Below are 13,615 nucleotides of genomic sequence, written 5' to 3'. Positions count from 1 at the left end.
CCCATGGCCGGCCCTGCCCTCATCCCTGCTGGTGATTTCCGCACCACTTATGCCGCGGACACCACGATCTTCCCGACCACGACCAGCCGCAATTTTGCGATCGCCGGCGTGCTGCTGCTGTGCCTCGCACCGCAATTCTTCAGCGGCTACTGGCTCAGCATTTTGATCCAGATCGGCATCTTCTCGATCGCGGCGTTGGGCCTCAATATCCTGGTCGGCTTCACCGGCCAGATCTCGATCGGCCACGCCGCGTTCTTCCTGCTCGGCGCCTTCACCTCGGCCTATATCTCCAACAACGCGCCGATTCCGGTGTTCTTCGCAATCCCGCTCGCCGGCATCGTCACCGCGCTGGTCGGGCTGATCTTCGGCATTCCGGCGGCGCGGCTGAAGGGGCTCTATCTCGTCATCGCGACGCTGGCCGCGCAATACATCCTGCTCGACTTCTTCTCGCGCGCCGAATGGTTCTCGGGCGGATCGGTGCCGGCGAGCGCCGAGCCGTTCTCGATTCTGGGCTACACGCTACGCGGCGACAGGCAGTATTTCTACGTCGTGCTGGCCTATGTGCTGGCGAGCTACATCCTCGTCACCAATCTGATGCGCACGCGGGACGGCCGCGCGCTGGTGGCGATCCGCGACCATTATCTCTCCGCGGAGATCATGGGCATCAACCTCACCAAGTACCGCACGCTATCGTTCGGCCTCGCCGCGTTCTTCGCCGGCATCGCCGGTGCGCTCTATGCGCATTACCAGCTCGTGGTCTCCCAGGAAGGTTTCGGCATCGAGCGCTCGATCCTGTTCCTGGCCATGATCATTATCGGCGGCACCGGCTCGATCATGGGCACGCTGATGGGAACCGCCTTCGTGGTGCTGTTGCCGGAATCGATGGAATTCCTCAGCCTACATTTGAAGGGCGGCGCGATCGACAAGGCGCTCTCGCTCAACACCAACATCACCTTCCTGCGCGAGATCGCGATCGGGGTGATCATCATCGCGTTCCTGATGTTCGAGCCCGATGGGCTCGCGCATCGCTGGCGGCAGATCAAGGCTTATTGGAAACTCTACCCGTTCTCGCATTGAGCGCGGAAACTTCACTTAAACAATAACAGGAGGAACCGACCCCATGACGATGAAGTCCCTTTTGAGCACCGCATCACTCGCGCTTGCGATCGCCGTATTCTCGGCAAGCGCGCAGGCGCAGATCGCGCTCGGACATCTTGCCGATTATTCCGGCGGCACCTCCGACGTCGGCACGCCCTATGGACAGGCCGTCGCCGATACCTTCGCCTGGGTCAACAAGAACGGCGGCGTCGGTGGCAAGCAGCTCAACGTCGACACCAACGACTATGGCTATCAGGTGCCGCGGGCGATCGCGCTCTACAAGAAGTGGTCGGCGCCGGACTCGAAGGTCGCTGCGATCATGGGCTGGGGCACCGCGGACACCGAGGCACTGACCGGCTTCCTCGCGCAGGACAAGATTCCCGACATGTCCGGCTCCTATGCCGCCGCGCTGACCGATCCCGAAGGCGTCAGCGGCAAGGCCAAGCCCGCTCCTTACAATTTCTTCTATGGCCCGAGCTATTCGGATTCGCTGCGCGCGATGCTGATGTGGGCGGCCGAGGACTGGAAGGCCAAGGGCAAGTCCGGCAAGCCGAAATTCGTGCACATGGGCGCCAACCATCCCTATCCGAACGCGCCGAAGGCCGCCGGCGAAGCCATGGCACAGGAGCTCGGCTTCGAGGTGCTGCCGCCGCTGGTGTTCGCGCTCGCGCCGGGTGACTACAGCGCACAGTGCCTCAGCCTGAAATCTTCGGGCGCCAACTACGCCTATCTCGGCAACACCGCGGCCTCCAACATCTCGGTGATGAAGGCCTGCAAGACCGCGGGCGTCGAGGTCCAGTTCCTCGGCAATGTTTGGGGCATGGACGAGAACGCCGCCAAGACCGCGGGCGATGCTGCGAACGGCGTGATCTTCCCGCTGCGCACCGCTGTGAGCTGGGGCGGCGATGCGCCCGGCATGAAGACCCTGATGGAGATCTCCAAGATGTCCGATCCCACCGGCAAGGTCTATCGCCCCGTGCACTACGTCGCGGCCGTCTGCTCGGCGCTGTACATGAAAGAAGCGCTCGATTGGGCCGCCAAGAACGGCGGCGCCACCGGGGAGAACGTCGCCAAGGGTTTCTACCAGAAGAAGAACTGGGTGCCGGCCGGGATGGACGGCGTCTGCAATCCCTCGACCTGGACCGACAAGGACCACCGCGGCACGCTGAAGGTCGACCTCTATCGCACCAAGGTCTCAGGTGCGACCGACGGCGACCTCAACGACCTCATGGCCAAGGGCACGATCAAGCTCGAGAAGGTCAAGACCGTCGAACTGCCGCGCAAGCCGGAATTGCTGGGGTGGTGAGCCCGCGGCTCGCCTCACGCACCATCGTCATCCCCCGCGAAGGCGGGGGATCCAGTACGCCGCGGCATATCCGTGAAACTTCGGCGTCTCTGGAATACTGGGTCGCCCGGTCAAGCCGGGCGACGACAGTGGAGAGTTATGAAGCATGAGCCAGACCGCCGAAGCAACGCGCCCCAACCCCAGCCTCGTGCCCGCCCCGCCCCTCCTCAGCGTGCGCAACATCGAGGTCGTCTATGACGACGTTATCCTGGTGCTGCGCGGGCTCAGCCTCGATGTGCCCAATGGCGCGATCGTGGCGCTGTTAGGCGCCAACGGCGCCGGGAAGTCGACGACGCTGAAGGCGATCTCGGGCCTACTCAAGACCGAGGACGGCGAGGTGACGCGTGGCGAGATCCTGTTCGAGGGCGACCGCATCAACGGCATCGATCCCGACAAGATCGTGCGCCGCGGCATCTTCCAGGTGATGGAGGGCCGGCGCATCGTCGCCGACATGACCTCGCTGGAGAACCTCAGGCTCGGCGCCTTCACGCGCAGGGATCGCGAGGTCGATGCCGACCTCGACATGGTCTTCAACTACTTCCCGCGCCTGAAGGAACGCACCGGCCTTGCCGGTTATCTCTCGGGCGGTGAGCAGCAGATGCTTGCGATCGGCCGCGCGCTGATGGCGCGTCCGAAGATGATCTTGATGGACGAGCCGTCCATGGGGCTGTCGCCGCTGCTGGTGAAGGAGGTGTTCTCGATCATCCAGAAGATCAACCGCGACCTCGGCGTCACCATCCTGCTGGTCGAGCAGAACGCGCGCGCCGCACTCTCGGTGGCGAGCCACGGCTACATCATGGAGCAAGGCAAGGTCGTGCTCGACGGCACCGCGGACGAATTGCGCGACAACGAGGACGTCAAGGAATTCTACCTCGGCGGCGCCGGCGACCAGCGCAAGAGCTTCAAGAACCTGAAGAGCTTCAAGCGGCGCAAGCGCTGGCTGTGATCCACGACGAGCCTAGCCCAGCACCTGTTCCGCTTCCGTGACTGCGCAGAGAACATGATAGAACGACGACGCAGGAATGGTGTCGATCAGCGATTTGCCGTCGCGGTCGAACTGATCGTACCAGCCGCCCTTCACGGGATGGCTGAGATAATGCCGTTCGAGCCTCGCCAGCGCTGCGCGCGCCTCATCCGCCGCGCCCGCCTCGCCGGACTCGGCTTGCGCGATCCACGCCTTCGCGATCTCGGTCTGCGGCCACAGCCGACGCGTGCTGCGGCTGATGTTGCCGGCGTCATCGCCCACGTCGATCAGGCAGCCCGTGGCCTCGTCGCGGTAGCGCAGCGAGGTCGCCAGCAGTTCGGCGCGCCGCTGTCCGGTCGGGCATCCCGTGATGCGTTCGAAACCCTTCAGAAGCCAGACCCATTCCGCCTGGTGACCCGGCTCGACGCTGATCGGCTCGATCTTCGACCAGTCCTCCTCGAAATACTCGCCGAGCACGCACTTCCGCTTGTCATAGAGATTGGCGAGGAACAGCGCAAAGAACTCGCCGGCGCGATTCTGGAACGACAGATCGTGGGTGGCGTCGAAGCAAGCGATCATCGCCTCGAACAGATGCATGTGCGGGTTCTGCCGGCGCGGCAGCGAGACCGGAAGGCCTTCGTGGACGCCACCATGCGGCGAGCGCAGATGGCCGTCGAGGAAGGCGAGCAGCGCGTCGATCTCGGCGCGGACCTGCGCATCCTGGTCGAACGCGTAGACCGTCGCGAGCGCAAACAGGATGAAGGCGTGGTCATAGGCATCGCGGCGGGCATCCAGCACCGCCCCCTCCGGCGTCAGCCGGTGCACATAGCCGGGCCGGCCGTCCGGCGCCTTCGCTCTGGCCAGCAGATGCTCCAGCCCCTTCAGCGCGATGGCGCGCCCCTCGGGGTACCAGCCCATCTGCGCGGCCTTGGCGTAGCAATAGATCTGGCGCGCCTGCACGAACACGCGCCGCGGCGCCGCCGCGTCCGCCGTGCCGTCGCGGTGCAGCCGGTCGATGAAACCGCCCGTGGTGTGATCCCAGCCGACGGTCGACCACAGCGGCAGCGCCTCCTCGATCATGCGGCGCTTCAGGCGCGCGACGACGTCCGTCGCCTCGTTCGCCGCAATAATTCTTTCGTCCGCCATCGGGTCCTCTTCAAGCCTCGCCAATGGCCGTCTGATACCGATGCCAGCGGCGGCGTGCAACGGACCATGTCAACCCGGAAAGATCAGCCATGACCGCCCATTACGACGCCCTCGAGACGCGCGACCAGGGCGAGCGCGAGGCCGAGCTGTTTTCCCGGCTGCCGGAGGTCCTGCGCGGCGCGATGGCCGCTCCAGCCTATGCCGAGCGGCTGAGGGGCCTCGACCCCGCCTCAGTGCGGTCTAGAGAGGCGCTGGCGAGCCTGCCGGTGCTGCGCAAATCGGAATTGCCGGCCCTGCACAAGGCCTCTACGCCCTTCGGCGGCTTCGTGGCGGCCGCGCCGGGGTCGTTCGCCCGCCTCTTCACCTCCCCTGGGCCCATTTTCGAGCCGGAGGGACGCCAGGCCGACCCCTGGCGCGGCGCACGGGCGCTGTTCGCAGCCGGGTTCCGCCCCGATGATATCGTGCTCAACACCTTCAGCTACCACCTTACCCCGGGCGGCTTCATCTTCGATGCATCGGCACGCGCGCTCGGTTGCGCCGTGATCCCGGCCGGTCCCGGCAATACCGAACAGCAGTTCGAGCTGATCGAGGCTTACCGGCCGGTCGGCTACAGCGGCACGCCGGATTTCCTGAAGATCCTGCTCGACGCCGCAGCAAGCGACGGCCGTGACGTCTCCTCGATCAAGCGCGCACTGGTCTCGGGCGCCGCGTTCCCGCCCTCGCTGCAGGCCGAGATCAAGGCGCGTGGCATCGATGCTTACCAGGCGTTCGGCACTGCCGATCTTGGGCTCATCGCCTTCGAGACCGCCGCGCGTGAAGGCATGGTCGTGAACGAAGACCTAATAATGGAGATCGTCAAGCCCGGCACCGGCGATCCGGTCGCGCCAGGCGACGTCGGCGAGATCGTGGTGACCTCGCTTGATCCGCATCATCCCTGGATCAGACTCGCCCTCGGCGATCTCACCGCGGCGCTGCCCGGCCCGAGTCCGTGCGGGCGCACCAACATGCGCATCAAGGGATGGATGGGCCGCGCCGACCAGACCACCAAGGTCAAGGGCATGTTCGTCCGGCCCGAGCAGGTCGCGGAAATCGGCAAGCGCCATTCCGCGCTCGGAAGATTGCGCCTCGTCGTGACGCGCCAGGGCGAGGTCGATGCGATGACGCTGAGAGCGGAAACCGCGAGCGCGAGCGATACGTTACGGAGGGAGATCGCCGGCACCTTGCGTGCCGTGACGAAGCTCGGCGGCAACGTCGAGTTGGTCAGCCCCGGTGTGCTGCCGAACGACGGCAAGGTGATCGCGGACGAACGGTAATTTGGCGGCCTCCTCGGCAGCGCCTTTGCGACCTCCTTGACAAGTTGTCGGAGGTGAACAAGGGTCGCGAAAACCGGTTGCAGGACCTATGACGACGACATCGAGGCGCCCGGCCGTCTTTTTCGATCGCGACGGCGTCCTCAATCACGACGAAGGCTACCTCTTCGAGGCCAGTAAGTTCAAATGGATGGACGGCGCGCGCGAGGCGGTCAGGCTGGTGAACAAGGCCGGTTATTTCGCCTTCATCGTCACCAACCAGTCGGGCGTCGCCCGCGGCTTCTATCAGGAGAGCGACGTAGACACCCTCCACCGCTGGATGGCAGAGGAACTCGCCGCGGACGGCGCGCATATCGATGCGTTCGAGTACTGTCCGGACCATCCCGAGGCCCCCATCGAGCGCTATCGTCGCGACTGCCACCGACGCAAGCCCAGGCCAGGCATGATCACCGAGCTCATGCAGCGCTTTCCCGTCGCAACCGACAGGAGCTTCCTGATAGGCGATCAAGAGCGCGACTTGGAGGCGGCGCGCGCTGCGGGCATCCGCGGGCTGCTGTTCCGGGAAGGCAATCTCGCGACCTTTGTGCGCGAGGCAATCAACTTGCGCTGAGTGGGGAAGCGTTCCAAGTCGGGGGCCATTTCTGCGATAGGCGCTCATGCATCAGTCCGTTGAGCGCATCGGCACCATAGCCGCTCCCTTGACCAAAGCCTGGGTCCACGAATCCGGAAAAGACACTCACTGCCATGATCCGACCTCCCCTTCCGCGGGAAGAAGACCGGACGTTCAGATACGCATCGCTCGCGAGCAGCGTCGATATTGTGCCGAAAACGCTCAGCCAGCAGGAAATCGCGACCAACAGACCACCCACGAGCCGAGAAACATCAGCTTCTCGACACCGTTCTGGTGCGCGGCCTGCATCACGTTCGCCGCGATCGCAATGTTGTCGTTGACGTCTTCCCGCGCTAGCCGGCGCACCAACGCGCTGCCGACCATACCCCAATGGCCTGCGCTCTGCCTTTCAGCTCAAACTTTGCGGGTGCCATGGGCCGCGTCCCGTTTTGCTTCCGCCAGGTCGCTCGCCATCATCTCCTCGACGAGTTCAACAAATGTCCGCTTCGGCTTCCAGCCGAGGACCTGACGCGCCTTGCTCGCATCGCCAATCAGGAGGTCGACCTCGGTCGGCCGGAAGTAGGCCGGATCGATCTTCACGACCGTCTTGCCGCTCTTTGTGTCAATGCCGACCTCCTCGACGCCCTTGCCGCGCCATCCGATGCTGCGGCCGACCTCCGCAAACGCCACTTCGACGAATTCGCGGACCGAGCGCGTCTCGCCGGTCGCGAGCACGAAGTCGCCGGGATCGTCCACTTGCAGGATCTTGTGCATGCCCTCGACATAGTCGCGGGCGTGGCCCCAGTCGCGCTTGGCATCGAGATTGCCGAGATAGAGCTTACTCTCCAGGCCGACCTCGATGCGGGCAATCCCACGCGTGATCTTCCGCGTCACGAAAGTCTCGCCGCGGATCGGACTCTCATGGTTGAACAGGATGCCGTTGCTGGCGAACATGCCATAGGCCTCTCGATAGTTCACCGTGATCCAATAGCCGTACAGCTTCGCCACACCGTAAGGCGAGCGCGGATAGAACGGAGTCGTCTCCTTCTGCGGCACTTCCTGCACGAGGCCGTAAAGCTCCGACGTCGATGCCTGGTAGAATCGCGTCTCCTTTTCCAAGCCAAGAATGCGAATAGCCTCAAGGAGGCGCAACACGCCGACCGCATCGGCGTTGGCAGTGTATTCCGGGCTCTCAAAACTGACCTGGACGTGGCTTTGGGCGGCGAGATTGTAGACCTCGGTCGGCCGGATCTGCTGCATCAGCCGGATCAAATTGGTGGAATCCGTCATGTCGCCATAGTGCATCAGGAATGGCACGTTGCCGGCGTGCGGATCCTCGTAGAGGTGGTCGACACGCGCGGTGTTGAACGAGGATGACCTGCGCTTGATCCCATGCACGGTGTAGCCGAGGACGAGCAGATATTCGGCGAGATATGCGCCATCCTGCCCGGTGATGCCGGTGATCAACGCCACGCGCCGCTTCGAATCCTGAGCCACCATATTTTCTCCAGAGGCGCAAACCGCGCGATCCAAATCGGGACGGTCTGTAGCATCTGCCCCGGCGCAAGTCTAACGGCCAGACCTCCCGGAATCGCAGATTCGGTCTCCCCAAATGGTTCTTTGCGGCCTACGCGCGGCCGCCATCCGATCAAAACTTCCGAACCAGATCGATTACCTCATCCTGCTGCTGGCGCGTGATCTCGGCGAACATCGGCAGCGAGAGAATCCGGCCCTGATCGCGATGAGCGTTGGGGAACTGCTCCGGCCGGTGGTTAAACCGCGCATAGGCCGGCAGGAATGGCAGCGCCGTGGGGTAGTTGATCGCGGTCTGCACGCCATTGGCATTGAGATGGGCGGCGAGCGCGTCGCGGCGCGGATGCCTGATCGTGTAGAGGTGATAAACATGGCTGCGCGCCGGCGCGACCTCGGACACCACGACGTCATCGATCTGGTTGAGACCGGAATCATAGATCTCGGCGGCGGCCTGCCGGGCCTCGGTCCAGGCGGCAAGATGCGGCAGCTTGGCCGAGAGGATCGCCGCCTGCATGCCGTCGAGCCGGCTGTTGATGCCCTCGATATGGTGCTGGTGCTTCACCAGCCCGCCATGGCGCGCCAGCATCGCCATCCGCTCCGCAAGCGCGGCATCGTTGGTGACGATCGCGCCGGCGTCGCCCATCGCACCCAGATTCTTGCCGGGATAGAATGAATAGGTAGCCGCCTCTCCGAAGGTACCGACCATGCGGCCCTTGTAGCGCGCGAGATGGGCCTGGGCGCAGTCCTCAATCACCCAGAGCTTATGCTTCTGCGCGATCGCCATGATCGCGTCCATGTCCGCGGGCTGGCCGTAGAGATGCACCGGGATGATGCCGACCGTGCGGGGCGTGATCGCCGCCTCGATCGTCGCCGGATCGATCGTGAAGGTCGCGTCATCGGTGTCGCAGAAGACGACGGTGGCGCCGGCATGGGTGATCATCGCCGCGGTCGATATCCAGGAATGCGCCGTCGTGATCACCTCGTCGCCCGGCTGCACCTTCAGCGCGCGCATCGCGAGGTAAAGCGCGTCGGTGCCGTTGGCGCAGGATACGCAGTGCGTCACCTCCGCAGCCGCAGCGAATTCGCGTTCAAAGGTGTCGACGTAGCTGCCGCGGATAAAGGAATTGTCGCGGATCACGCCGGCGATCGCCGCATCGATCTCGTCCTTGATGGACTGGTATTGCAGCTGCAGGTCGGCATACGGCACAGCCATCGATATTCCCCTATTGGCTCGCCAGAAGCCGGCGCGCCGGATTGCCGGCATAGGTGCCAGGCGTCGTAATATCCTTGGTCACCACCGATCCTGCACCGATGACGACGTCGTCGACGATCCTGACCGGCATGATGGTGACGTTGGAGCCGATCGACACGCGGTTGCCGATCACCGTTTCTCGCCATAGCTCCTTGCGTCCACGAGCCGGGCCGCCGGTTGCGAACGTGTCGTTGACGAACATTACGCCGTGCCCGATGAAGCAGTCCTCGCCGATGGTGACGAGCTCGCAGACGAAGGCATGCGATTGCACGCGGGTGCGCGCCCCGACGACCACGCCTTTCTGGATTTCGGTGAACGGCCCGACGAAGCAGTCGTCGCCGAGCTGGCAGCCATAGAGATTGCAGGGCTCGACGATCTTGACGCGCTCCCCGAAAGCGACATCGCGCACGCCGGCCTGATGCACGTCCGGCCGGTTCACGAAACGACACCCAGCCGGCTGAGTCGCGGCGTGAAGCGCAGCGCCACCTCCTCCCCGGTCTCGATCGACTCATAGAGGGCCGAGATCAGCTCCAGGCTCTTGCGGCCCTCGAGCCCGTCGACCAGCGCGGCACGCTGGTTCTCCAGGCAATCGACCACGTGATGATAATAGGCCTGATGGCCGAAGCCGTAGACGTTGGGCGGGTTGACCGAGAACTTCTCCACGACGTCCTTGTCCGACGGCAATTCGTGGACAAAGCGCCAATGCCGGATCTGGTTGACCGCAAAACCGGAAATCTCGACGGTGCCCTTTTCACCCAGGATCGACAGCGAGCCCTCGAGATCGGTCGGACGCGCTGCGGTGGTCGCCTCGATGATCCCGAGCGCACCGTTGCGGAACTTCAGCGTTGCGACGGCCGTGTCCTCGGTTTCGATGTTGGCCAGCGCCGTCGCCGCGCGCGCATGCACGCTCACGACGTCGCCGAAGAACCACTCCAGCATGTCGACATGGTGGCTCGCCTGATTGGTCAGCACACCGCCGTCATAGGCCCAGGTGCCGCGCCAATCGTCCTGATCGTAGTAGGCCTGGTCGCGGCACCAGCGCACGCGGACCGTTCCAAGGATGAGCTTGCCGAAGCGGCCGGCATCGAGCGCCTCGCGCGCCTTGACCACCGGCACGTTGAAGCGATTCTGCTTGACGATGAACATCTTGACGCCGGCCTCGTCGCAGGCCCGGATCATGTCGTCGGCGTCCTGCAGGCGTAGCGCCATCGGCTTCTCGACTACGACGTGCTTGCCCGCCCTGGCGCAGGCGATCACATGCGCGGGATGCATCCCGCTCGGCGTCAACACAGCGACCGCGTCGATATCCTTGCGTGCCAGGAACTTGTCCATTTCGTAGTGGGCCGCAACGCCGAACTTCCCGGCAACCGCATCAGCGCGCGCACGGATCGGATCGCACACCGCAATAAGGTTTGCTCCCTCGATGTGATTGCCACCCAGGAGATCGGAATGACGCTTGGCGATACGCCCGCAGCCGAGCAGGCCAAATCTGATCATGCAAAGGCCCTGTCTTGTCTCGTGACCGGCCATCGCAACCAGCCGAAGAGCCGAGGAAACAAGCGGCCTTGCGAGCCGCACGGTAGCGTTCCATTACCCAGAAATCCCGGGATAAAGCAAGGCCCTGCGCCGGTCAGGCGGCGGGCCGCGCACCGATCCCGCCATGTTCGTCGCCGGGCAGTCGGCAGCAAGTCCGGTCCGCGGCCAGCCGCGAGTGTCGGCCCCGCTTCAAACCTTGTGGTACTCGCGGTACCACTTGATAAATCGCGCGATCCCATCCTCGATGCTCGTCGCTGGGCGGAATCCGATGTCTCGCGCCAGATCTTCGATATCGGCATACGTCGCCGGCACATCGCCAGGTTGCATCGGCAGCAGCTCTCTGATTGCTGTCCGGCCGAGCTCCTTCTCCAGCACCGAAACGACGTGTAAGAGCTCCTCGGGGTTATTGTTGCCGATATTGTAGATCTTCCAGGGCGCCCGGCTGCTCGAAGGATCGGGCGTGGCGGTCGGCGGGATTGATTTGCGCTGAGGTGGACGCTTCATGAGGCGAATAATCGCTTCGGCGATATCGTCAACAAAGGTGAAGTCACGCCGCATGTCGCCATTGTTGAACAGCTTGATCGGCGTTCCACTCAAAATCGCCTTTGCGAAAATGAACATGGCCATGTCCGGGCGACCCCAGGGACCATAGACCGTGAAGAACCGCAGTCCTGTGGCAGGGATGCCGTACAAATGGCTATAGGAGTGCGCCATCAGCTCATTAGCTTTCTTCGACGCGGCGTACAGGCTGATGGGATGATCGACATTGTCATGTACCGAGAAGGGCAGTTTCGTATTGCTGCCATAGACCGATGACGATGAAGCAAACAGCAAATGGCCGCACCCGTTGTGCCGACACCCTTCAAGAATATTGATGAAGCCTTCCAGGTTTGCATCCACATACGCATGTGGATGCTCAAGCGAATAGCGCACACCAGCCTGGGCGGCAAGATGGACAACGACAGGAAAACGATACTCGGCAAAGAGCGACTTGATACCCGCACGGTCGGTCAAATCGAGCTTTACAAAAGTGAAGTTCGGGTCGCGCTTCAGGATTTCGAGACGCGCTTCTTTCAGTCGAGGATCGTAATAGTCATTGACGATGTCCAGGCCGACGACCTTGCGGCCTGCCGCCAGGAGGCGCTGGGCAACATGAAAGCCAATGAACCCGGCAGCTCCAGTGACCAGTGGTGTATCGTGCGACATCGCCTTCTCAGCCATTCTTTCTATAGCCGCCAGAGCTCGATGCCGGCGGGCGTCACGCCACGGTCGAGCTTCGCCTTGACGTCCAGGATAAGACCCGTGCCGTCATCCAATAGCCGTTGAAAGAGCGGCCAGCCACCGGCGAGATAGCTATCATGCGCCACGGCCAGGATGACCGCATCCGCCGGACGCAGGGCATCCAGATCAGTCAGCGTTAGCCCGTATTCGTGGCTTGCATCCTCCGCGTTCGCGAGAGGATCGTGCACCTGAACATGGATACCAAATGTCTCAAGCTCGCGAATGATGTCGACCACACGGGAGTTGCGCGTATCCGGGACATTCTCCTTGAAGGTCAGGCCAAGTACCGTGACAGTGCTTCTGCCCCCCCTGCCCTTCCCGCGAAGCAGCATTCGAACACATTCGCGGGCAATGCGCTGACCCATGCCGTCATTGATCCGGCGACCGGCCAGAATCACCTCCGGATGGTAGCCCGCTCGCTCGGCACGAAAAGTCAGATAGTAGGGGTCGACGCCGATGCAGTGGCCGCCAACGAGGCCGGGCTGAAACGGCAGAAAATTCCATTTTGTGCCCGCGGCCGCCAAAACGTCGCCCGTGTCGATATTCAGGACCTGAAAGATCAGCGATAGCTCGTTCATGAACGCGATGTTCAGATCGCGCTGCGTGTTCTCGATGACCTTGGCAGCCTCGGCCACTTTGATGGAAGGTGCGCGATGGATGCCGGCCGTCACGACGGACCCATAGACATCAGCAACAATGTCAAGCGTTTTTGCATCCTGAGCAGAGACGACCTTCATGATGGTCTCGAAACGGTGCAGTTTGTCACCGGGATTGATCCGCTCGGGAGAGTACCCAACCGTGAAGTCCACGCCCGGCTTCAAATGGGAGACCTCCGCCAGGATTGGGATACATTCCTCCTCGATCGCGCCCGGATAAACCGTCGATTCGTAGACGACGATGTCGCCCTTCTTGAGCGCATCGCCGACCGTGCGCGATGCGGCAATCATCGCTCCCAGATCCGGCCGGTGCGCATCGTCGATTGGCGTCGGCACGGTGACGATGAAGAAATCCGAGTCTCGGATCGCCACCGGATCCACCGAGAACGTTAGCGACGGATGGCGAAGATCTTCGGCGTCGACTTCACGCGTACGGTCATATCCCTTGCTGAGCTCGGCAACGCGGCTGCCGTCCACGTCAAAACCGACGACAGGTATTCTTTTGCGGGCAAAGGCAACCGCAACCGGAAGGCCGACATAGCCCAAACCAACAACTGCAATCTTTCGGAAATTTGACATAAAGGAAGTTCCGGCTCAGGCGTACCATCGACGCCGGTTGTTTAGCCGCCATATAGCCGATGTCGCAAGAGCGAAAGTCCTTAAGATACCAAGGATTCTGCCGCAAAAAGCGAGCGCTATTGCCAGAGCGACCTAAAGAGAATACCAAAGCGGACTAACCTCTTCGGCCCTCCTGGCGTCCTTTGAGGCACTGCGACACGGCCAAAATGCGTCGGCTCTGAGCTCCGTCGACCGCAATACCGGCGTCGCCAACTTTGCCTTATCCGGTTCCGTCGGAATAACCTTCGCGGCTATTGGTTTGCGCC

Annotated in this window: 12 protein-coding genes and 1 pseudogene; 5 read left to right on the top strand and 8 right to left on the bottom strand. The window is 62.9% G+C overall.

Going from position 1 to position 13,615, the window contains the following annotated elements; all coding sequences use genetic code 11:
* Window positions 1-3 precede the first annotated feature (3 nt).
* The 3 genes from XH85_RS17000 (at window position 4) to XH85_RS16990 (ending at window position 3,389) form a co-directional block, all read left to right on the top strand.
* Window positions 4-1,077, top strand: coding sequence for a branched-chain amino acid ABC transporter permease (locus XH85_RS17000; RefSeq protein ID WP_128932711.1), 1,074 nt, complete (start codon window positions 4-6; stop codon window positions 1,075-1,077).
* A 43-nt stretch (window positions 1,078-1,120) separates the two neighbouring features.
* A complete protein-coding gene (locus XH85_RS16995; RefSeq protein WP_128932710.1) occupies window positions 1,121-2,404 on the top strand; it encodes an ABC transporter substrate-binding protein in 1,284 nt (427 codons plus the stop codon).
* Window positions 2,405-2,549: 145 nt separating this feature from the next.
* Window positions 2,550-3,389 (top strand): ABC transporter ATP-binding protein, encoded by an 840-nt coding sequence (locus tag XH85_RS16990; RefSeq protein WP_128932709.1) that lies wholly within the window; start codon window positions 2,550-2,552, stop codon window positions 3,387-3,389.
* Between the two features lie 12 nt (window positions 3,390-3,401).
* Here XH85_RS16990 and XH85_RS16985 read toward each other — a convergent pair whose 3' ends face one another.
* Entirely contained in the window at window positions 3,402-4,553 is a 1,152-nt protein-coding gene (locus XH85_RS16985) for an AGE family epimerase/isomerase (protein ID WP_164940238.1), read from the bottom strand.
* Between the two features lie 89 nt (window positions 4,554-4,642).
* Between XH85_RS16985 and XH85_RS16980 the strand changes: the two genes are divergently transcribed.
* Both XH85_RS16980 and XH85_RS16975 read left to right on the top strand, forming a co-directional pair.
* Window positions 4,643-5,866 (top strand): phenylacetate--CoA ligase family protein, encoded by a 1,224-nt coding sequence (locus XH85_RS16980; protein WP_128932708.1) that lies wholly within the window; start codon window positions 4,643-4,645, stop codon window positions 5,864-5,866.
* Window positions 5,867-5,954: 88 nt separating this feature from the next.
* Window positions 5,955-6,473 carry a D-glycero-alpha-D-manno-heptose-1,7-bisphosphate 7-phosphatase gene (locus tag XH85_RS16975; protein ID WP_128932707.1) on the top strand — a complete coding sequence of 173 codons (519 nt, stop codon included), beginning with the start codon at window positions 5,955-5,957 and terminating at the stop codon, window positions 6,471-6,473.
* A 258-nt stretch (window positions 6,474-6,731) separates the two neighbouring features.
* Here XH85_RS16975 and XH85_RS16965 read toward each other — a convergent pair.
* From XH85_RS16965 to XH85_RS16935, 7 genes and pseudogenes are all read right to left on the bottom strand, one after another.
* A pseudogene (locus XH85_RS16965) lies at window positions 6,732-6,907 on the bottom strand (GDP-L-fucose synthase); the annotation flags it as partial.
* Window positions 6,888-7,973 (bottom strand): GDP-mannose 4,6-dehydratase, encoded by a 1,086-nt coding sequence (gene gmd / locus XH85_RS16960; RefSeq protein WP_128932706.1) that lies wholly within the window; start codon window positions 7,971-7,973, stop codon window positions 6,888-6,890. The pseudogene XH85_RS16965 and the gene gmd, both read right to left, overlap by 20 nt.
* Before the next feature lie 148 nt (window positions 7,974-8,121).
* On the bottom strand, window positions 8,122-9,219 hold the full coding sequence (locus tag XH85_RS16955) for a DegT/DnrJ/EryC1/StrS family aminotransferase (RefSeq protein ID WP_128932705.1): 1,098 nt from the start codon (window positions 9,217-9,219) through the stop codon (window positions 8,122-8,124).
* Between the two features lie 10 nt (window positions 9,220-9,229).
* Window positions 9,230-9,697: an acyltransferase gene (locus XH85_RS16950; protein WP_128932704.1), complete on the bottom strand. Its 468-nt coding sequence runs from the start codon at window positions 9,695-9,697 to the stop codon at window positions 9,230-9,232.
* Window positions 9,694-10,755: a Gfo/Idh/MocA family protein gene (locus XH85_RS16945; RefSeq protein ID WP_128932703.1), complete on the bottom strand. Its 1,062-nt coding sequence runs from the start codon at window positions 10,753-10,755 to the stop codon at window positions 9,694-9,696. The genes XH85_RS16950 and XH85_RS16945 overlap by 4 nt, the downstream gene beginning before the upstream one ends.
* 228 nt (window positions 10,756-10,983) lie before the next feature.
* The gene (locus XH85_RS16940; RefSeq protein ID WP_128937309.1) at window positions 10,984-12,000 is read right to left on the bottom strand and encodes an NAD-dependent epimerase; all 1,017 of its coding nucleotides are present in this window, start codon (window positions 11,998-12,000) and stop codon (window positions 10,984-10,986) included.
* Window positions 12,001-12,020: 20 nt separating this feature from the next.
* A complete protein-coding gene (locus tag XH85_RS16935) occupies window positions 12,021-13,310 on the bottom strand; it encodes a nucleotide sugar dehydrogenase (RefSeq protein WP_128932702.1) in 1,290 nt (429 codons plus the stop codon).
* Between the last annotated feature and the right edge of the window lie 305 nt (window positions 13,311-13,615).

The sequence above is a fragment of the Bradyrhizobium zhanjiangense genome, assembly GCF_004114935.1.
GTDB lineage: Bacteria > Pseudomonadota > Alphaproteobacteria > Rhizobiales > Xanthobacteraceae > Bradyrhizobium > Bradyrhizobium zhanjiangense.
This window is presented reverse-complemented; position numbering and strand designations above follow the sequence as displayed.